Source organism: Bacillus cereus group sp. Bc010, assembly GCF_027716745.1.
Lineage (GTDB): Bacteria > Bacillota > Bacilli > Bacillales > Bacillaceae_G > Bacillus_A > Bacillus_A pacificus.
Map to the genome: position 1 here is coordinate 173,036 of NZ_JAQFUY010000002.1, position 20,112 is coordinate 193,147.

A 20,112-nucleotide genomic window follows, 5' to 3' on the forward strand; every position below is an offset into this window, starting at 1 on the left:
ATCCTTTACCCTAACTGTTCTACTTCTTTATGATTACGAATCGTTTCAAACCATGTATATAGTTGCTGATATGTGCTATAAACCAATTCTTTTTCTAATTGTAAGTGGTTCATTTTCTCACGATATGTGTTCGATTCAATTAAATCACGCTTTTGTTTTTTGTCTGCCATAAAAATGACGCCATCTTTTATTGTAACAAATTCTAACTCAAAAAACACCTGTGTCATGAAATTTACTGTATCTTTTGACCAACCTTTATGTTGACATAGTTGTTCTCCATATTGTCTTAAAGAAAATGGTGATTTTTGGCTCAAGAACGAATAGTACCATTTAAAATGTTCTCTCGTTGGAACAGTACTAAATAAATGATTATTCTCTTGATAAAATAGTGTATAAATTCGCGACGGGAATCCTACTTTAAATAGCTCTCTTAATTCATCTGTCCCTTTTGGTAAATCAAGTAATACGATGTATTGATCATCTAACTCGGTCACTTCTGATGCATGCATCATATGCTCTTTATAGTCTTCTAAAGAAAATTTATTCAATACCTCTTCAGAAAAATACACCATCGTGATTTTCCCTTTCGGAAGTTCTGCTAAATTTGCTTCTACGTTACGCATACTACGCCAATCGAATAATTGCCATGCCTCTACAGCAATATCTTGTACCATTAATTGCGGCTTCTTAAAATTATTCCATTCATTGATAGACGCTTCTCCTATTACAGATACTTTTGCAACTGGAGAAATTTCTTTCGCGTACGCACCAAAACCGAATCCAATTGTATCCAATGTTGCTTGTCCATCACGAAGAGACATCTTTAAATGAGAACCATCTGATCCGATTGCACGAATACTTTCTAGCTCCGCATCTTTCACTGCAATACGTGGCTTTGGATTGCCAACACCAAATGGCGCTAACTTTTGCATATCTTCAATTGCTGCAAGTGTTACGTCCTCCACTTTGCAAAAAGCATCGACAGCTGTAATTGGAATAAAATCTTCTTCTGTTAAAATTGTATCTGCCTGTTCATTTAAACGGCGGCGTAATTCAGCTACATCATTCATATGTAGCGTCATTCCCGCTGCCATCGGATGTCCTCCGAAGTGTGGCAATAACTCTCTACAATCTGACAAGTTTGCAAACAAATCAAATCCTGCAATACTACGCGCTGAACCTTTTGCAGTTTCTTTTACAGGATCAATGCATAATACAATCGTTGGACGATAAAAACGTTCAACTAATTTAGAAGCGACAATTCCAATTACACCTGGATTCCATCCTTCTTTTGCAAGCACTAATACTTTATTGTCTTCAGGCGGGAAATTCGTTTCCACTTCAGCGATAGCTTCTTCTGTAATTTGCTTTACAATATCTTTTCGCAGTTTGTTCAGCTCATCAATTTCTTCAGCCAGCTCTTTCGCTTCTTCGGGATCCTCTGATAATAAAAGATGTACAGCCGGCGTAGCATCTTCTAAACGTCCAACTGCATTAATACGAGGCGCGATTGAGAAGCCAATACTCTCTTCTGTAATTTCACTTTGCGAAACGTTAGCAACTTTAAATAGCGCCTTTAGTCCGATATTTTTCGTCATGCGCATATGCTTTAAACCACGCTTCACTAGCAATCTATTCTCACCGTGAAGTGATACTAAATCGGCTACCGTACCAATTACTGCAATTTCTAATAAATGTTCTGGTACACGGCCCAGTAGTGCATGTGCAACTTTAAACGCAACACCTACACCAGCTAAATAGTGAAACGGATACACACCGCCATCTAATTTCGGGTGAATAATCGCAAGTGCTTCTGGCAATTCTGGTGGTGGCTCATGGTGATCTGTAATAATTAGATCTATCCCAAGTTCCTTCGCTACCTTCGCTTCATGTACAGCTGCGATACCAGTATCGACAGTAATAATGAGTGAAAATCCTGCGCTATGCGCCCAACGAAATGCTTCTTCATTCGGTCCATAACCTTCTGTAAAACGGTTTGGGATATAAAATTCTACGTCTGCACCTAATTCTTGTAAGGCAATATATAAAACAGTTGTACTACTTACTCCGTCCGCATCGTAGTCACCAAATATTAATATTTGCTCTCCATTTTGAATCGCCTTATTTACACGTTCTACCGTTCTATCCATTCCTTCTAATAAAAACGGATCATGAAATTCTTGATTTTCTGTATTTAAAAAATCTAAAATCTTATCTTCTGTATCTAGTCCTCTACCGAGGAATAACGAAACGACAAGTGGTGATAATTGTAATTTACTTGCTAATTCACTCACTCGCTCGCTATTATATTCTTTTTCTTTCCAACGCGTCTTCGGTTGTAACACGAAATCACCCCTTAACCTGTTCATTATACAAGACAGATTAAGGGGTGACAATATCATGCAAACTACGATGTAATATCTGTATACTAAAATGTTACTAATGTTTAATTTGGAGAATACGGATTTATATGTACAAATACATTTTGTACGTTATCTTGCAGCATAAGCGTTTCTTTCACACGCTTTCCAATGCGATGCCCTTCTTCTACAGTAATATATGGATCTACAGAAACTTTAATATCTACAATAACGTAATGACCATGCTCCCTTGCATATAACGAACCGGTTTTTTTCACACCATCTATTTGAAGTACTGCTTCTCTAAGCGGAATAACATCTTCCTCATGAAGAACATGATCAAGCGTTGCATGAATTGCTTCTGCCCCAATACTCCATGCCATTTTTGCAACAAGAAGTGAAACAAATAATCCTGCAATTGGATCGGCATACACAAGCCAATCTAACCCGAACTTACCACCAATAATCGCTGCACAAATACCGATTAAAGCTGCAATTGAAGAAAATACATCCGAACGGTGCTCATATGCATTTGCAATAATTGCATCGCTATTTACCCTTTTCCCTAATCGAAATTTATATTGAAACATTCCTTCTTTCACAATAATCGAAAGAACAACAGCAAAAATCGTAATTCCCTTCGGCGGTTCTAGTTCCTGTGAAAAAGCTTTTATGGACGAAATCGCTATCTCGATTCCCACAATAAATAATAATACTGCAACAATAATCGCTGAAATCGATTCCGCTTTACCGTGACCATACGGATGATCTTCATCGGGCGGCTGCTTTGCTGCTCGTAATCCAAACAGTACAGCTAGCGAACCAATTACATCTGATGCAGAATGCACAGCATCCGCTAATAGCGCTTTACTGTTCCCAATATAACCAATTACCGCTTTTATGATTGCTAATATAATATTACCAACGATCCCGACAATAGCACCAAACTCGGCCTGTTTAAAACGTTCATCTTTTTCCATCATTAAAATCCCTTCTTTTCTTAACCTATCTTTTTATCCCACTTTAATGGGCAGTAAGACCCCTACCTCAAAATTCAGTGAAAGCAAAAAATTTAGGTGGGGGTCGGGCTGCCCATTAAAGTCCGATTGGTTCAACTAATAATCAGTGGGGGGGATGAAGAACCCCCCCACTGATTAAAGTTTCACTTTATTGTAACAAAAACAGCGATAACATCACCACTTTCTTCCATTTTCCATTTCAAAGTCACTATCTTATTGTATCCACAAACGAAAAAAGAGATGCCTCATAAAGAGACATCATCTTTTTTATACTTGCGGTTCAGATTCTACTTTCTCAACCTTTTTCTTGTTTTTGCCCTTTTTCAAACGACGGTTTTCAAGCATTAACCAAATTTGAGAAGCAACGAAAACAGAAGAATACGTACCTACAACTAATCCAACAAGTAACGCAAACGAGAAGTTACGTAGTGACTCACTACCGAAGATAAGCAATGCAATTACTGGGAATAGCACTGTTAGTACAGTATTAATCGAACGACCAAGCGTTTGACGAATACTTGCATTTACGATTTCTTCTAAGTCTTTTATATCACGTACTCGTTTTTTCTGTTTGTATAATTCACGGTTTCTATCAAATGTAACGATCGAGTCATTAATAGAATAACCAATGATTGTTAATACCGCAGCGATAAACGTTAAGTCTACCTCTAACTGGAAAATACTAAATATAACAATCATAACGAATGCATCATGTAATAATGCAAGTACTGCAGATAATGCATACGTAAATCGGAAACGAATACTTACGTATAAAATGATAACCGCAGAAGCAATTAATACTGCGATAAATGCATTTCGTGCAATCTCTTTCCCGATTGTTGGTGAAACTGTACTTACGTTTGGATCTGTACCATATTTATCGTGGAAGAATGTTTTTGTTTTCGCAATTTCATCTTTTGATAGAACACCTAATGTACGAACTGCGAATCCTTTATTGTCATCTCCAGTCGGTACAATATTTTCTTCCTTCACGTCAATGTTCAATTCTTTAAAATCTTTATGAACATCAGACACAGTAACTGCTTGTTTTGATTGCAAGTCGATACGTGTACCACTCGCAAAGTCAATACCAAGATTCAATTTGAAAATTGGTAAAATAATTGCACCTGCAATTACAACTACCAGCGAGAAGATAAGGAATTTATGACCGACATTTACGAAGTTAATACGATCAAATCTTGTCGGTGGATGTACTACACCTTTTGTTAATGGAATAATATCCTTTTGTTTCACACCAAAGTATCCTGGTTTTTTATCGAAGTAACGGCTCTTTACAAGTAAACTTAGTAAGAAACGAGTACCGAATACGTTCGTAATAAAACCGACTAAAATACTTACGATTAAACTTGTTGCGAACCCTTTTACAGAGCTATTACCATAAACGAATAATACACCAGCTGCTGCAAGTGTTGTAATGTTCGCATCTAAAATAGTTGCTAATGAACGATGGTTACCAGCACGGAATGCCGACATCATTGACTTACCAATTTTCAGCTCTTCTTTCAGTCTCTCGTACGTAATAATATTCGCATCAACCGCGATACCTACCCCGAGCACTAACGCCGCAATACCTGGCAACGTAAGAACTGCATGCATCCAGTTAAAGACAAGTAATGTAACGAAAATGTATAAACCTAACATAATAACCGCTACAAGTCCTGGTAAACGGTAGAATACAAGCATAAATAAGAAAATAAGAGCGATACCAATCGCACTAGCGAAAATTGTTTGCTCTAACGCTTGTTGACCAAACTTCGCTCCAACAGATGTTGAATACATTTCTTTTAAATCAACAGGAAGTGCACCTGCATTTAATAAAGATGAAAGTTGTTTCGCGCTTTCAACTGTAAAGTTTCCACCTACGATAGATACTTCAGCTTGGTTAAACACTTGGTTTACTGTTGCTGCTGATAAGAACTTCGGATTCGGTTTTGCAGATTCTGCTTTGTACGAATCTTTTCCTTCTTCAAAATCAAGCCAAATTACCATTAAATTCGTTGGTGGTGGCATTTTTGAAATTTTTTCAGTTACTTCACGGAATTTTTCAGCGCTTTTTAGTGTAAGACCTACACTCGCACGACCTTGCTCATCAAATGTTTGCTTCGCTCCGCCGCCTTTTAAATCCGTTCCATCCATAAGAAGGTTGTCATCTACATCACGGAATGTTAATTTCGCTTGTGTTGATAACATTTCACGTGCTTTTTGCTGATCTTGTACACCAGCAAGCTGTACACGAATTCGGTCTTGCCCTTCAATTTGAATGTTCGGTTCACTTACACCAAGTACATTGACACGATTTTCAAGAGCACCTACTGTACTTACAAGTGCCTCTCGGTCAATTTTATCACCTTTTTTGGCTGGTTTTACTTCATAAAGAATTTCAAAACCACCGCGAAGGTCTAGTCCTAGACTAATTCCTTTTGCTATGTCTTTTCCTGCCGCACCAATTACTCCACCGATTAATAAAACGATGAGGAAAAAGGCGGCAATTCTCGTACCACGCTTTGCCATATGTACCCTCTTTCCGCTACTAACACTTCAAATAAATCTTTTACGATTCACCTTCACACGTGTGCATACGCCTAGTTAGTAGACTTCCTTTCTATAATTTTGCTAGTTCCTCACCAGCTGTGTCGGTAAGTTTTTCACATTACCTACACTTTCATTATTTGTTTTCTCTCTTCACTACCTCCTTTATATATGATCTTAGACATAATTATTTCCTCATTATCAATACCTATCATTATACTGCAAAAGGAAGAACAAACCAATTGCAGTCGGTTATTTATTTTCATATTCATCAAATGACCAAAGCGGGGCTTGATATGCTTCAACAGTTAAATACGTCATATATTCATTAGCTGTTACTGTTAATACGTCATTAACTAATTCATACAATCTAACGTCACTGTCTATCTTCTTCCACTTTTTCACTTTAAGAAACTTCCAAATGTCATCATCTGTTACTCGGTCGTAGCCGAACATTTGGAACTCTTCTACTTTACTTTCTAAAACGACTTGTAACTGTCCGCGGTATGATTCTACCAAAGCCTCTCTATCTAACATATATAACATCTCCTTCTTATTTCAGCACGAAAAGTCGCTTTTAATCCCGCTCTAATGGACAGCAATAACTACTTTCAAGAGTACTCTCTTAAATGCTTGTCATTCTTGTCTCGTACGTGCATATAAATTATTGTAAATCATTCCACTGATTTTGAGAAGGTAGGAGAAGACCATGACGAGACAAAGCTTTTTAAAAGGCGCATTTATTTTAATGATAGCCGGCTTTATTACCAAAATTCTAGGATTTATTAATCGTATTGTAATGGCACGTATTTTAGGAGAAGAAGGCGTTGGCCTTTATATGATGGCCGTCCCTACATTTATTCTAGCAATTACATTAACACAAATCGGTCTTCCTGTCGCAATCGCAAAATTTGTAGCAGAAGCAGAAGCTGTGAATGATAAACAAAAAGTTAAAAAAATATTAACAGTATCATTAGCTGTTACATCTGTTATTAGTATCATTTTAACAATTGGAATTATGCTCCTCACACCTATTTTAGCAAAAACATTATTAACTGATGAACGAACGTACTATCCATTAATGGCCATTTTGCCTGTCGTTCCTGTTATTGCTGTTTCTTCTGTTTTACGTGGCTATTTCCAAGGGAAACAAAATATGAAACCTAGCGCTTACGCCCAAGTGATAGAACAAATTGTCCGCATTACAATTATCGCTATATGTATTCAATTATTTTTACCTTACGGCGTAGAATATGCTGCAGCTGGTGCTATGTTATCAGCCGTTCTCGGTGAAGTGGCATCGTTATTATTTTTACTCACTTTATTCCAGCGCGAAAAACATTTATCTATACGCTCGGGATTTTTCACTACTGTAAAGGAAAGCAAGGGGACATTTTATTCTCTTATGGATATTGCACTTCCAACTACAGGAAGTCGTTTAATCGGTTCCGTTTCCTATTTTTTTGAACCTATCGTCGTTATGCAAAGCTTAGCGATTGCCGGCGTTGCTGCCTCCGTCGCAACTCAGCAATACGGTATATTAAACGGGTATGCATTCCCGCTTCTTTCACTACCAGCCTTTATTACATACGCTCTTTCGACAGCACTCGTTCCATCTATTAGCGAGGCAATGGCAAAAAGACAGCATAAATTAGTAGAACACCGCTTACAACAAGCTCTTCGGATCTCACTCATTACTGGCGGGTGGTCAGTCGTTATATTATACGTATTTGCTTCTCCTGTTTTAACTCTTATGTATGGATCGGATAGTGCAACAGCGTTCATCCAGCTTCTTGCACCTTGCTTTTTATTTCATTATTTTCAAAGTCCACTTACCTCTGTTTTACAAGCTTTAAACTTAGCACGTGCGGCCATGATGAATACGTTTATTGGTGCAATCGTGAAATTAATCGTTATTTTCGTACTAGCTTCAAGGCCAGAGTTTCAAATGATGGGGGTTGCCCTTGCAATTGCAGCAAATATCGTAACGGTAACATTTCTTCATTATGCTACTGTTTTAAAGAAAATTACATTTACCATTTACGCAAAAGACTATATTTTTGGCGGACTTGCCATCGGTATCGCAGGCTCCTTCGGTTTTTACCTTCATAAGTATATAGTTTTCTCTCATTCACTTGGCATACAAACATTATGGGAAATCGCTTTAACAACACTCGTTTATATTGTGCTCCTCTTCATTTTCAAGCTCATTCGAAAAGAAGAGTTAAGTCGTCTCCCTATCATTCGAAAACTTTCATTTTTGAAGTAAATAGGCTTACTATTCCATATAGTAAGCCTCTAGTTTTCTTTCAAATCAACAAAAAATTGTCCATTTTGAAAGCTACAGTATAAAATTTGTGTTACATCGTTATAGCCTAAGTTTTTTAATTTTCCAACAAGCCACTCATCTGTATGTTCAATCATTTGCAAATGATTCGATTGAATTTCGCCATCGATAATAAGAGGAAGAGTAAACTGTAATACATCCTGCCCGCCTTTTTGTTTTTGAAAGACAGATAACTTCCCAGATGGTTCTAAAATAGCGTATTCTACATCCCGGATGTCTCCAACTCCTTGTTCCCTTAATTGCATCATTAAATCATCTATATTATAACGTTGCTTTCTCATCTTCTTTTCATCAATCTTTCCCGCATTTACAAGAATAGCCGGCTCACCTTCTATTAAATGCCGAAATCGTTGATACTTTAACGAAATAACTGACAAAATAATTTGTATACACATGAGAAAAGTCATCGGAACTAATTGGTGCCAAAGTGATTTATCGGTATTTTCAATTGCGACTACTGCCATTTCACCAAGCATAATGAATACGACTAAATCTAATACACTTAGCTCTCCAATTTCACGTTTACCCATAAGACGAAAAATAATTAAGATGATGATATACAAAAGCATCGTCCGGCCAATGATTGATACCCATTCCATTTCTACATCTCCTTTTTACGTATAGACTCCCCTATAAAAAAGAAAATAGTCTAACTTAGGCAAAAGGAAAATATGCTTGTATTAAAAAGGGGGAATGTATAAATGGATGGAACGAAAAAATTATCAACTGCAATCGGCTTCGGTATCGTTATCCTATTAATTCTCGCAACAGTTACTAGCATGATTATGGCTCTTTTATTAAAATTTACAGATATGAATGAAGGAACATTAGCTGTTACTATTTTTATACTAGCACTTTTATCTATGCTTATATCCGGGTTTACTGCCGGCAAAAAAGCACAAGGGAAAGGTTGGCTAGTAGGCTTCACAACAGGACTTACATTCACTATACTTGTTTTTCTAGTTAACTATTTAGGTTTCTCTCAAACTTTATCGAACTCACAGTTACTTTACCAATTAGCATTAATGGGTGCGAGTACACTTGGTGGCATTTTCGGTGTAAATATGTCCAAACAAAATAACTAAAAAAAGCCCTGCACATTTCATGCAGGGCCTTCCTCATTAGTTTTTCACAACTTCACGAATCGCATTACGATCGAAAGTTAAGTGTGAACCACCAGATTTAATAACGATTTTCGTCTCATCTACTGATTCGATTGTACCGTGTAAGCCACCGATTGTTACGATAGCATCACCTTTTTTTAACTCACTTTGCATTTGAGCAACTGCTTTTTGACGTTTTTGTTGCGGGCGAATTAATAAGAAATAGAAAATCGCAAACATCGCAACGATCATAACGATATTCATCATACCTGGATTCATCTTTTGTTCCTCCTTTTAAATTATGTATTAGAAGTTTTTAGCATTCGGTTTATTAAAGCCATACTGTTCAAAGAATTCTTCGCGGAAATCGCCAAGACGGTCTTCACGAATAGCTTGTCTCACCTGCTCCATTAAGTTTAACAGAAAATGAAGGTTGTGATAAGACGTTAAACGAATTCCGAACGTTTCATCACATTTCATTAAGTGACGAATGTACGCACGAGAGTAATTTTTACATGTATAGCAATCACAGTTTGGATCAAGCGGACCGAAGTCTCTTGCGAATTTCGCATTTTTGACAACTAGACGGCCTTCACTTGTCATACATGTACCATTTCGAGCGATACGAGTTGGAAGTACGCAGTCAAACATATCGATACCACGAATTGCACCATCGATTAATGAGTCAGGAGAACCTACTCCCATTAAGTAACGTGGCTTATTGTCTGGAAGAAGTGGTGTTGTAAACTCAAGTACACGGTTCATAATATCTTTCGGCTCACCTACAGATAAACCACCTACCGCGTAACCAGGGAAGTCCATTGAAACAAGGTCTTTTGCACTTTGACGGCGAAGCTCTTCAAACTCCCCACCCTGTACAATACCGAATAAACCTTGATCTTGTGGACGTTCATGCGCTTTTAAACAACGCTCTGCCCAGCGGCTTGTACGCTCTACAGACTTCTTCATATATTCAAAAGTAGCTGGGAATGGAGGACATTCATCAAATGCCATCATAATATCTGATCCTAATGCATTTTGAATTTCCATTGCTTTTTCTGGTGATAAGAATAATTTATCTCCATTTAAGTGATTACGGAAGTGAACGCCTTCCTCTTCAATACGACGGAAGTCACTTAAACTGAATACTTGGAAACCACCAGAGTCCGTTAAGATTGCACGATCCCAGTTCATAAATTTATGCAAACCGCCTGCTTCACGAATGATTTCGTGACCTGGACGTAACCATAAATGATACGTATTACTTAAAATAATGCCAGAATCCATTGCTTTTAATTCTTCTGGTGACATTGTCTTAACTGTTGCAAGTGTACCAACTGGCATAAATGTTGGTGTATCAAATGAACCGTGCGGCGTATGTACACGTCCTAAACGGGCACCTGTTTGTTTACAAGTTTTAATAAATTCATAACGAATTGCTGTCATAATTTACTCCTTTTATTTGTTTCCCATTTTAGCGTGAGAGGCAACGAACATTGCATCACCAAAGCTAAAGAAACGATATTTTTCTTTTACTGCTTCATTATAAGCATGAAGTACATTATCTCTGTTTGCAAATGCACTTACAAGCATAATTAATGTTGATTTCGGTAAATGGAAGTTTGTAATTAAACCATCAATTGCTTTAAATTCATAACCTGGGTACATGAAAATGTCTGTCCAACCAGAAGCAGCACAAAGCTTGCCGTCATGATCTGTCGCAATTGTTTCTAACGTACGAGTTGAAGTCGTACCTACCGTAATAATACGTCCACCATTCTCTTTTACACGGTTTAATAATGCCGCCGTCTCTTCAGACATATGGTAATATTCTGCGTGCATATGGTGTTCTTCAATCGTATCAGCAGAAACTGGTCTAAATGTTCCAAGCCCTACGTGAAGTGTAATGAAAGCTAACTCAACGCCTTTTTGTTTTAACTTCTCCAGTAACTCTTCTGTAAAGTGAAGTCCTGCTGTCGGCGCTGCTGCTGAACCGATTTCTTTCGCATATACTGTTTGATAGCGATCGCGATCTTCCAGCGTTTCCTTAATATATGGAGGAAGTGGCATTTCTCCAAGTTCATCTAAAATTTCATAGAAGATGCCGTCATATGAAAATTCAAGCTGACGTCCACCTTGATCTGCAGTTCCTGTGCAAGTTGCTTTTAATTTTCCTTCGCCAAAAGAGATAACAGTTCCTTCTTTTACACGTTTCGCTGGCTTAACAAGCGTCTCCCACTTATCGCCTTCTTCTTGTTTTAAAAGAAGTACTTCAATGTGTGCGCCTGTATCTTCTTTCACACCGTGCAGACGAGCAGGCATTACTTTCGTTTCATTTAAAACTAAGCAATCCCCCTCATGTAAGTAAGAAAGAATGTCCGTAAAATGTTTATGCTCAATATCGCCTGTTTCACGGTCTAACACCATTAATCTTGATGTTTCACGCTCTTCTAATGGGACTTGTGCAATAAGTTCTTCTGGTAAATGAAAATCAAACAGATTAATATCCATAACTATATCCACCTATTTCTTATTTGAATCGATTTATTATATACATAATAAAAGATAATACAATACTTAACACAATACATGTAATGATAGGAAAATAAAAGGTAACGTTTCCTTTTTTCACAAAAATATCGCCTGGAAGTCTTCCAATGAACTTCCAAGCTAAGCCAACAACGATAAGTAAGATCCCTGCTGTAATAAGCAATTTTGGCATCTCCGTCATACTTTTGGCATCTCCATTCCGAAATGCTCATATGCAAGTGGCGTTACAATTCGACCCCTTGGCGTTCGTTGTAAAAAGCCAATTTGTAATAAATACGGCTCATACACATCTTCAATCGTATGAGATTCTTCTCCAATCGTTGCCGAAACCGTTTCTAATCCAACTGGACCACCACGGAACTTCTCAATAATACCAAGCAATAATTTATGGTCAATATGATCTAGACCTAATTTATCTACTTGCAGCAATTCTAATGCCATTTGTGTAATTTCCATCGTAACCGTTCCGTTACCACGAACTTGTGCAAAATCTCGTACACGTCGTAATAAACGATTTGCAATACGAGGTGTACCACGAGCACGTCTTGCAATTTCTAGTGCGGCTAACGAGTCAATTTCAACTTCGAATACTTCTGCTGTACGTTCAACAATCTCAGAAAGCTGATCTACTGTATAATACTCTAATCTTGAAAGCACACCGAAACGGTCACGAAGCGGCGCTGATAACGCACCTGCACGCGTCGTTGCTCCAACTAATGTAAATGGCGGTAAATCTAAACGTACAGACCGTGCTGAAGGTCCTTTTCCAATTACAATATCAAGGCAAAAATCTTCCATCGCAGGATATAGTACTTCTTCAATTGATCTATGCAAACGATGAATTTCATCAATAAATAATACATCCCCTGGTTGAAGCGATGTTAATACAGCTGCTAAATCACCTGGTCTTTCAATTGCCGGTCCTGAAGTTGTTCTAACATTTACGCCCATTTCATTGGCAATAATATTCGCAAGCGTCGTTTTACCAAGACCTGGTGGTCCATATAAAAGCACGTGATCTAACGTTTCTTCACGCATTTTCGCCGCTTCAATAAACACTTCTAAATTATGTTTCGCTTTATCTTGGCCAATATACTGACGGAGCGTCTGTGGCCGTAATGAATATTCTAAATCCGCATCTTCATATGCAGATTCCCCTGAAAGGAGACGTTCGTCCATTATACTCACCTCTTACCATTTAGTAAAAGACTAAGTGCCTTTTTAATATACTGATCCGTCGTCAATGATTCTTTTAATAACTCTGGTACAACGCGAGAAACTTCTCGTTCTGCGTATCCAAGTGCGCGCAGAGCTTCCAGCGCCTCATCAAGCTCAGCTGACGAACCTTTCTTCTCATCAAAACGTTCTTCGTCTGAGAATAAATCAACAAATGCATCTGGTACAACGTCTGCTAGTTTTCCTTTTAAATCTAAAATCATTTGGCGTGCTGTTTTCTTTCCGACGCCCGGGAACTTCACTAAAAACTTCTCGTCTTCATGTTCAATCGCTTGAACGACCTGTCCTGTTTGACCAGAAGCTAATATTGCAAGAGCGCCTTTTGGTCCAATACCAGACACACCTAACAACTTTGTAAATAATAAACGCTCTTCACGTGTTTTAAACCCGTAAAGCGCCATAATATCTTCTCTCACATAATGATATGTATAGACACGGATTTCTTGCTTACTTCTTTGAAATACATACGGATTCGGTGTGAAAATTTGATAACCAATTCCATTATGATCAATTACGACATATTCCGGTCCTACATACTCCACGTAACCTGTAACATATTCAAACAAAATACGATCTCTCCCTCTTAAATCATGTATTCCATTTTAACATATTTAATGATAGAAAAGCGAGACTGCCCCAACAAATGTTCTCTATTTGAAACTTCTGTTATTTTCCTACGAAAGCTTTCAATCCAATCGGAAAAGATATGCTAATCGATGAAATCGCAAAACAAATTTTAGATAAAAATAAATAAGAAAAAAAGCAGCTCACCATGAGCTGCTTTTTTTCTTATTTTGCACTGCATATTGTTTCATTTTTTCAATCGTCTTCACAAAACCTTCTTTTGATTTAATACGAATACCACGTTTCAATTTCGCACGCTCATAACTCTCGAGCTTTTTCATATCAATTTGAAAGAAGGAATGAATCGCATTATCGCTTTTCGGTACACCTTTGAAAATTTGTAATATCCCTTCCTCTGACACTCCAAAATAACCGCTCGTTTTTAATAACGGAGAAATATCGTCAACTTTCTTTTGTAATACGATTTGTACATCATCACGATCAACGAGCTGCCATTCTTTATACTGCTGTAAAAACTTTTCTAAGTTTGCTACTTTTTCTGTAAAGATTTCCTCACTTACTTCTCCATCAACATACATTCGCTCTAATAAAATTGTAACTTGAGGGTCTTTCTCTGTTACTTCTGGTACTGGCCCTTCCGCCTTCGCACTCGTTCCATAAACGAAACAAAACATCATAACGAAAGCTTGCATCGCAATCAGTATCCATTTCATTTCCGTTCACCTCTTTTAGGCAAGATCATACTTTCATTAGTAGTTTTTCCGGAAATGGGGGTTTTATCCATATAAATGACCGTATTACATTTCTCTCAAAAATAAAAAAATGCAGATAAAGTTTTATCCTTATCTGCACTAGCATTTGTTTTATATAAAATGAAAGACGCCTGCAAAGCAGGCGTCTTGATGCGTTTACGGCGAGAGACCAGGCGACCACATTCGCGTGTTTAGCACTTAAGCATATCTCTCGTCTTACGTAAATTAGCTCATCGCTTTGCTAATATAACATTAATAAAAATAAAAAACAAGATATTTTTTATTATCTTTGTTTTGTATTTATTCTATATATATTTTCTATTCAATAAAAATGGTTTTATATGGAATTAAAAGCTTTAAAATGCAATAATTGATTAATCGAATTTTAAAATAGAATTGGAGAAAAGTTATTATGAACAAAATACTACAACTAACCTTACTTATTACATCTCTATTCATCTTATCAAGTTGCTCAAATGATTCAATAAAAGATGACATTTACGAAAACGATTCATATCTTAATACCAATCCCATTAATGATGAAGACAACGAAGATGATGATTCCGTTAATAACACCTCTTCTGAATATGATATTGATATTTCCAGTGAAAATAATAATTCAGAATACAATACTAAATCTTCCTCAAGTAACGGTTGTCCAGAGTTTCTAAATAGCGATGAATGTAAAGAGTATAACAAATGGGATTCCCATTATAAAAACAATCCTGATAAAATAAAAGAAGATGGTGAAAAAATGCTAGAAGAAGCACTCTATAGATAAAGTATATAGAGTTCAAATGTATACTATAGTCAAAAGCAATAAAGAGGAAGGGCTACCCTTCCTCTTTTATTTCGCTATCGTACTGTACCAGTTAAACCGTAACGAATGTCTCGGAACATATTTACTATGTCACGATTAAAGTCGTTTGTAACTGTACCGTTACGTAAGCGTGTACTCATTGCATCGACACGAGTAAACATGTCATTTCTTACAGAAACATATACGTTTCTGTTTCCAACTTCATTTGCAACAGCTTGACGAATTTCGTTCGCCATCGCCGTTTCATTTGTCACTGTATTACGTGGTTTTACTGCAATCGCTACATCGTTTCCATATACAACTGTAGACACGCGGTCCACGTTATTCATACGTTTCACACGATTCGTAATTCTTTCTGCAGTTTTACCATCATTGTTAATGTATGAATTGTTCATTGTAATATTACGTGTTGGATGCGGATTAGCAATTTGACCGTTGTAATTTACATCACGGTAATAGTTGTATCCTGTATCGTTACGACCATTTCTATATGTTACATAGTCTGTATAACGATCGTTACGCGTCACATTATCACGATACTGGTGAGTATCATTATAAGATGTACGCTCGTAATTGTAGTTACGTCCATCCATTGCATTGTTTTTTGGTGTACCACATGCAGCTAATGCACTAGTAACTAACAAAGAAGCAGCAATCACTTTTACTTTCGTATTCAATAGAAAAACCCCCTCTGTTAGAATGAGCTTCTCTTCTGCAAAGCTCCCTCTTATGATGAGTAACAGAGCAGGTTTTTACACTGTTAATATTTCACTGGGAATTTTCTAACATTTGATATAGCTCTTCCGTTTTCAGAACGACTTTACATACAAAAAAGGTGGGAATAATCATCCCACCTTTTTTTAAACTTCTTCTTCATCCTCTTCTTCTGAAACTGGCTCCCCAAATACATTTGGTGGATCTGGTTGATAATACATCGTTCCTGGCTGTGGTGCATATGCTGATTGAGTTGGTTGATAATATAAAGGATTCGCGTATTGCGGCCCTCCAGGTTGTGGACTATATAGCCTACTCTCTCCACCGCATCCACAATCTTCCTCTCCTTGCACAAGCGGCGGCATATTATTATCCATCGGCATCATATTGGGATTTGGCATAGACGTATACTGTGGTCCAAACGGCGCTCCTTGCTGATACGGCATACCATAGTATGGATTTTGTTGTTGATAATACGGATTCGGCGGCATCACATTCGGTGGTTGATTATTATCCATGATCGGCATCATATTTGGCATTTGATTGTTATCTATGGTTGGCATCATATTCGGCATTTGATTGTTATCCATGATTGGCATCATATTTGGCATTTGGTTGTTATCCATGATCGGCATCATGTTCGGCATTTGGTTGTTATCCATGATCGGCATTATGTTTGGTATTGGGTTATTATCCATGATTGGCATTATATTTGGTGGTTGATTGTTATCCATGATTGGCATTATATTTGGTGGTTGATTGTTATCCATGATTGGCATTATATTTGGTGGTTGATTATTATCCAACATTGGCATTATGTTTGGCACTTGAATATTTGGCGGTATTACTTGCGGAATAACTACATTTTCTTTCGATACATTTGGTGACACTATATTTCCTACATTTTCTTTCTTCACTTGCGGTGACACTATGTTTCCTATATTTTCTTTCTTTACTTGCGGTGACACTATGTTTCCTATATTTTCTTTCTTTACTTGCGGTGATACTATGTTTCCTACATTTTCTTTCTTTACTTGTGGTGATACTATGTTTCCTACATTTTCTTTCTTTACTTGCGGTGACACTATGTTTCCTACATTTTCTTTCTTTACTTGCGGTGACACTATATTATCTTTTTTCGTTTGCGGAGAAATGATGTTATTAGGTTTCATTTTATTAATTTGAGGAGCAATTAACTCGCTTCCCTTTTTAATTACATCTGAAATTTTATATTCTTTTTTCGTTTTTATTGGTGGTTGCGGCGGTTGCGGTAACACATTTACCGAAAACTTCGTATTTTCTTTTTCCGCTGGTTTTTGTTTTTCTATAACAGGTGGTTTTTGAATAACAGACGGTTTTTCAACTGGTTTTTCCTTTTGAATTGGCTGTTCTTTTTGCACCTCTTTTTGCGGTTTCACCTGTATTTCTTTTTGCGGCTTCACTTGTATTTCCTTCTGTGGTTTTACCTGTACTTCTTTTTGTGGTTTCACTTGCATTTCCTTCTGTGGTTTCACTTGCATTTCCTTCTGTGGTTTTACTTGCACTTCTTTTTGTGTTTGTTGCATGGCAGGCTCTTGTGTAATTGGTGCTGATTGATACGTAACTTCTTCCTCGTCTTCTATTCCAAGCGGCGTTGGCGTTGCTGCAAATTCTTTTTGTTGCACTTCTTTTACGTATTGTTTTGGAGGTGCTGAACCTGCTCCAGCATGCTGTTTTACGTGTACACTGTTTGATGGTACTTTAATTTTCATACCTGGCATAATTAAATCTGGATTGCTAAGTTGTGTATTTGTTTTTTTCAACGTATCAAAATCCACTCCGTACTTTTTCGCAATTTTCCAAAGGGTATCCCCTTTTTGCACGATATGAATTTTCAAATTTTCCCCCTCCTGTATAACTTATCTATAAGTAACAAATCTCATGAAGTAACCCTTTCTAAATAACGTTAACCTCTTTTCACTTGTATCACTTCTTCGATTTTCAATATCATTAGAAGCGGAATAAGTATAAGATAATCGCAATGATTTCTTCAAAACAATGTATGCCCATTTTGTTCTCGTTATGATTATATGTACGAAAAAAAGCAACGGGAATCCGCTGCTTTACACACGCTCTAACATACGATTTAATGCAAGAACTGCCTCTTCAGTCACTTGTTTATCTACGCTAATAACGTTAATTTCTTCTCCTTTTTCTATCGTTTCAAGTGCCCATAATAAGTGCGGTAGGTCAATTCGGTTCATCGTTAAACACGGACACATAAACGGATTAAGTGAAACAATTTCTTTATCTGGATGTTGTTGAATAATTCGGTTCACTAAATTCATTTCTGTACCAATCGCCCATTTACTTCCGGATGGAGCCGCTTCAATCATATCAATAATGTATTTCGTTGAACCTGCATAATCCGAAGCAGCTACAACTTCGTAGCAACATTCTGGATGTACAATAATGTTCATGTCCGGCTGATTTTTCCGTACGTTCTCAATGTTTTTCACTGTAAAATTTTGATGAACAGAACAATGTCCTTTCCATAAAATCACTTGAATTTCTTCTATATCTCCCTCGTACTCTAATGAATCTGTATACGGATCCCATACTGCCATTTTATCTAACGGGATACCTAAGTCGTACGCTGTATTTCTTCCTAAATGTTGGTCCGGTAAAAAGACGAGACGCTCTTTTTGTGTAAACGCCCAAGATACCATTTGTTTTGCATTAGAAGAAGTTACTGTCGCTCCGCCATTACGACCGCAAAACGCTTTAATTGCAGCTGTAGAGTTTACATACGTTAACGGAATCATCGTATCTCCAAATAATTTTGTGAGCTCTTTCCACGCTCTTTCTGTTTGTTCAATATCTGCCATATCTGCCATCGAACAACCTGCACGCATATCTGGTAAGATAACGATTTGATCATCTGTCGTTAACATATCTGCTGTTTCTGCCATAAAGTGTACACCGCAAAATACAATATATTTCGCCTTTTTATTGCTCGCTGCAACTTGCGCAAGCTGAAGTGAATCTCCTGCTGCATCAGAAAATTGTACCACTTCATCTTTTTGGTAATGATGGCCTGGAATAAATAGTGTTTCCCCCATTTTTTCTTTAATTTCACGAACCCGCTTTTCCATATCTTCTGTTGACATCGTGTAATAACGCTCTGGTAACATCGTTTCAATCGGTTGTACTTTTTCTAAAATACTCATATTCCTTTCTCCCCCTCTAAGCCACTTTCCTTACGCCTCAATATTGAAACTAATATCAAGTGCTTTCACTGAATGTGTTAACGATCCAAGTGAAATATAATCTACCCCTGTTTTTCCGTATTTCGACAAATCTTCAATTGTAATGCCTCCTGATGCTTCCGTAACGATGGCACTTGGTACAATCTTTGAAAACTCCCGAATCTCATCTGGTGTACGGTTATCAAACATAATAATATCTGCACCAGCAGCTACAGCTTCTCTCACTTGCTCCTCTGTTTCTGTTTCCACTTCTACTTTCACCATATGCCCTACTTTTTCTTTCACCGATGTAACAGCTTTCGTAATAGAACCAGCAAAAGCAATATGATTATCTTTGATCATGACACCGTCATATAGGCCGAAGCGGTGATTAAATCCGCCTCCGCACACGACTGCATACTTATCAAACATGCGTAGCCCTGGCATCGTTTTTCGCGTATCACAAATGCGTGTATGGCTGCTATCTAAGGCACGAACAGCCTCGTATGTCATTGTCGCTATCCCGCTCATACGCTGGATAATGTTTAATATAACGCGCTCTGCCGTTAATAACGATGCGATTGGTCCTTGGACAGTTGCAATTATTTCGCCTTTTTCTACAAGATCTCCATCTTTTTTATGAAGCTCCACTTCAATTCTCTCATCAATTAATTTAAACCCTTCTTCAATGACTAAACGTCCCGCAAAGACCCCTGTATCCTTTGCAAGAAACGTTCCTTTTGAAAGTAAATTATCTGGAAAAATAAGCTGAGATGTTACATCTCTTTCTCCTATATCTTCTAGAAAAAATCGATTTAATGCTTCTTTAACCTTTATCGTATTCATAAA

The 20,112-nt window shown here is 37.4% G+C and carries 18 protein-coding genes and 1 pseudogene; 3 read left to right on the top strand and 16 right to left on the bottom strand.

Annotated features, from left to right (window positions below; all coding sequences use genetic code 11):
* Window positions 1-5 precede the first annotated feature (5 nt).
* From recJ to PDQ68_RS03965, 4 genes are all read right to left on the bottom strand, one after another.
* Window positions 6-2,345, bottom strand: a complete 2,340-nt coding sequence (gene recJ, locus PDQ68_RS03950) for a single-stranded-DNA-specific exonuclease RecJ (RefSeq protein WP_061184102.1) — start codon at window positions 2,343-2,345, stop codon at window positions 6-8.
* A gap of 101 nt (window positions 2,346-2,446) precedes the next feature.
* Window positions 2,447-3,340 (bottom strand): cation diffusion facilitator family transporter, encoded by an 894-nt coding sequence (locus PDQ68_RS03955; RefSeq protein WP_061184132.1) that lies wholly within the window; start codon window positions 3,338-3,340, stop codon window positions 2,447-2,449.
* A gap of 306 nt (window positions 3,341-3,646) precedes the next feature.
* A complete protein-coding gene (gene secDF, locus PDQ68_RS03960; RefSeq protein WP_016718528.1) occupies window positions 3,647-5,911 on the bottom strand; it encodes a protein translocase subunit SecDF in 2,265 nt (754 codons plus the stop codon).
* Window positions 5,912-6,181: 270 nt separating this feature from the next.
* Window positions 6,182-6,466 carry a post-transcriptional regulator gene (locus tag PDQ68_RS03965; protein ID WP_000886980.1) on the bottom strand — a complete coding sequence of 95 codons (285 nt, stop codon included), beginning with the start codon at window positions 6,464-6,466 and terminating at the stop codon, window positions 6,182-6,184.
* 172 nt (window positions 6,467-6,638) lie between these two features.
* Between PDQ68_RS03965 and spoVB the strand changes: the two genes are divergently transcribed.
* Complete coding sequence (gene spoVB, locus PDQ68_RS03970; RefSeq protein WP_016718529.1) at window positions 6,639-8,198, top strand: stage V sporulation protein B; 1,560 nt, start codon at window positions 6,639-6,641, stop codon at window positions 8,196-8,198.
* A gap of 29 nt (window positions 8,199-8,227) precedes the next feature.
* Here the strand turns inward: spoVB and PDQ68_RS03975 are convergent, their stop codons facing one another.
* A complete protein-coding gene (locus PDQ68_RS03975; RefSeq protein WP_000455384.1) occupies window positions 8,228-8,875 on the bottom strand; it encodes a DUF421 domain-containing protein in 648 nt (215 codons plus the stop codon).
* Window positions 8,876-8,977: 102 nt separating this feature from the next.
* Here PDQ68_RS03975 and PDQ68_RS03980 point away from each other — a divergent pair, with 102 nt between their 5' ends.
* Complete coding sequence (locus PDQ68_RS03980; RefSeq protein WP_014893502.1) at window positions 8,978-9,361, top strand: TIGR04086 family membrane protein; 384 nt, start codon at window positions 8,978-8,980, stop codon at window positions 9,359-9,361.
* A gap of 36 nt (window positions 9,362-9,397) precedes the next feature.
* On the opposite strand, the gene yajC is transcribed toward PDQ68_RS03980, so the two are convergent.
* The 7 genes from yajC to PDQ68_RS04015 all read right to left on the bottom strand — a co-directional run bounded on the left by yajC (window position 9,398) and on the right by PDQ68_RS04015 (window position 14,463).
* Complete coding sequence (gene yajC, locus PDQ68_RS03985) at window positions 9,398-9,658, bottom strand: preprotein translocase subunit YajC (protein WP_001068066.1); 261 nt, start codon at window positions 9,656-9,658, stop codon at window positions 9,398-9,400.
* A gap of 27 nt (window positions 9,659-9,685) precedes the next feature.
* Complete coding sequence (gene tgt / locus PDQ68_RS03990) at window positions 9,686-10,825, bottom strand: tRNA guanosine(34) transglycosylase Tgt (RefSeq protein ID WP_000125362.1); 1,140 nt, start codon at window positions 10,823-10,825, stop codon at window positions 9,686-9,688.
* A 12-nt stretch (window positions 10,826-10,837) separates the two neighbouring features.
* On the bottom strand, window positions 10,838-11,890 hold the full coding sequence (gene queA / locus PDQ68_RS03995) for a tRNA preQ1(34) S-adenosylmethionine ribosyltransferase-isomerase QueA (protein ID WP_000354028.1): 1,053 nt from the start codon (window positions 11,888-11,890) through the stop codon (window positions 10,838-10,840).
* A 19-nt stretch (window positions 11,891-11,909) separates the two neighbouring features.
* Window positions 11,910-12,110 (bottom strand): DUF2905 domain-containing protein, encoded by a 201-nt coding sequence (locus tag PDQ68_RS04000; RefSeq protein WP_000138162.1) that lies wholly within the window; start codon window positions 12,108-12,110, stop codon window positions 11,910-11,912.
* Window positions 12,107-13,108, bottom strand: a complete 1,002-nt coding sequence (gene ruvB / locus PDQ68_RS04005) for a Holliday junction branch migration DNA helicase RuvB (protein WP_000344461.1) — start codon at window positions 13,106-13,108, stop codon at window positions 12,107-12,109. Before ruvB ends, PDQ68_RS04000 begins: the two co-directional genes overlap by 4 nt.
* Before the next feature lie 5 nt (window positions 13,109-13,113).
* The gene (gene ruvA, locus PDQ68_RS04010) at window positions 13,114-13,731 is read right to left on the bottom strand and encodes a Holliday junction DNA helicase RuvA (protein ID WP_000464508.1); all 618 of its coding nucleotides are present in this window, start codon (window positions 13,729-13,731) and stop codon (window positions 13,114-13,116) included.
* Between the two features lie 201 nt (window positions 13,732-13,932).
* Window positions 13,933-14,463, bottom strand: coding sequence for a BofC C-terminal domain-containing protein (locus tag PDQ68_RS04015; RefSeq protein ID WP_000871195.1), 531 nt, complete (start codon window positions 14,461-14,463; stop codon window positions 13,933-13,935).
* A gap of 451 nt (window positions 14,464-14,914) precedes the next feature.
* Between PDQ68_RS04015 and PDQ68_RS04020 the strand changes: the two genes are divergently transcribed.
* Window positions 14,915-15,283 (top strand): hypothetical protein, encoded by a 369-nt coding sequence (locus tag PDQ68_RS04020; RefSeq protein WP_001033734.1) that lies wholly within the window; start codon window positions 14,915-14,917, stop codon window positions 15,281-15,283.
* Between the two features lie 74 nt (window positions 15,284-15,357).
* Here the strand turns inward: PDQ68_RS04020 and PDQ68_RS04025 are convergent, their stop codons facing one another.
* The 4 genes and pseudogenes from PDQ68_RS04025 to nadC form a co-directional block, all read right to left on the bottom strand.
* The gene (locus tag PDQ68_RS04025; protein WP_001093542.1) at window positions 15,358-15,999 is read right to left on the bottom strand and encodes a YhcN/YlaJ family sporulation lipoprotein; all 642 of its coding nucleotides are present in this window, start codon (window positions 15,997-15,999) and stop codon (window positions 15,358-15,360) included.
* A gap of 1,757 nt (window positions 16,000-17,756) precedes the next feature.
* Window positions 17,757-17,913 (bottom strand): annotated as a pseudogene (safA, locus tag PDQ68_RS28970) (SafA/ExsA family spore coat assembly protein); the annotation flags it as partial.
* Window positions 17,914-18,138: 225 nt separating this feature from the next.
* Window positions 18,139-19,245 carry a quinolinate synthase NadA gene (gene nadA, locus PDQ68_RS04035; protein WP_061184104.1) on the bottom strand — a complete coding sequence of 369 codons (1,107 nt, stop codon included), beginning with the start codon at window positions 19,243-19,245 and terminating at the stop codon, window positions 18,139-18,141.
* 30 nt (window positions 19,246-19,275) lie between these two features.
* On the bottom strand, window positions 19,276-20,109 hold the full coding sequence (nadC, locus tag PDQ68_RS04040) for a carboxylating nicotinate-nucleotide diphosphorylase (protein ID WP_016718538.1): 834 nt from the start codon (window positions 20,107-20,109) through the stop codon (window positions 19,276-19,278).
* Window positions 20,110-20,112: the final 3 nt, after the last annotated feature.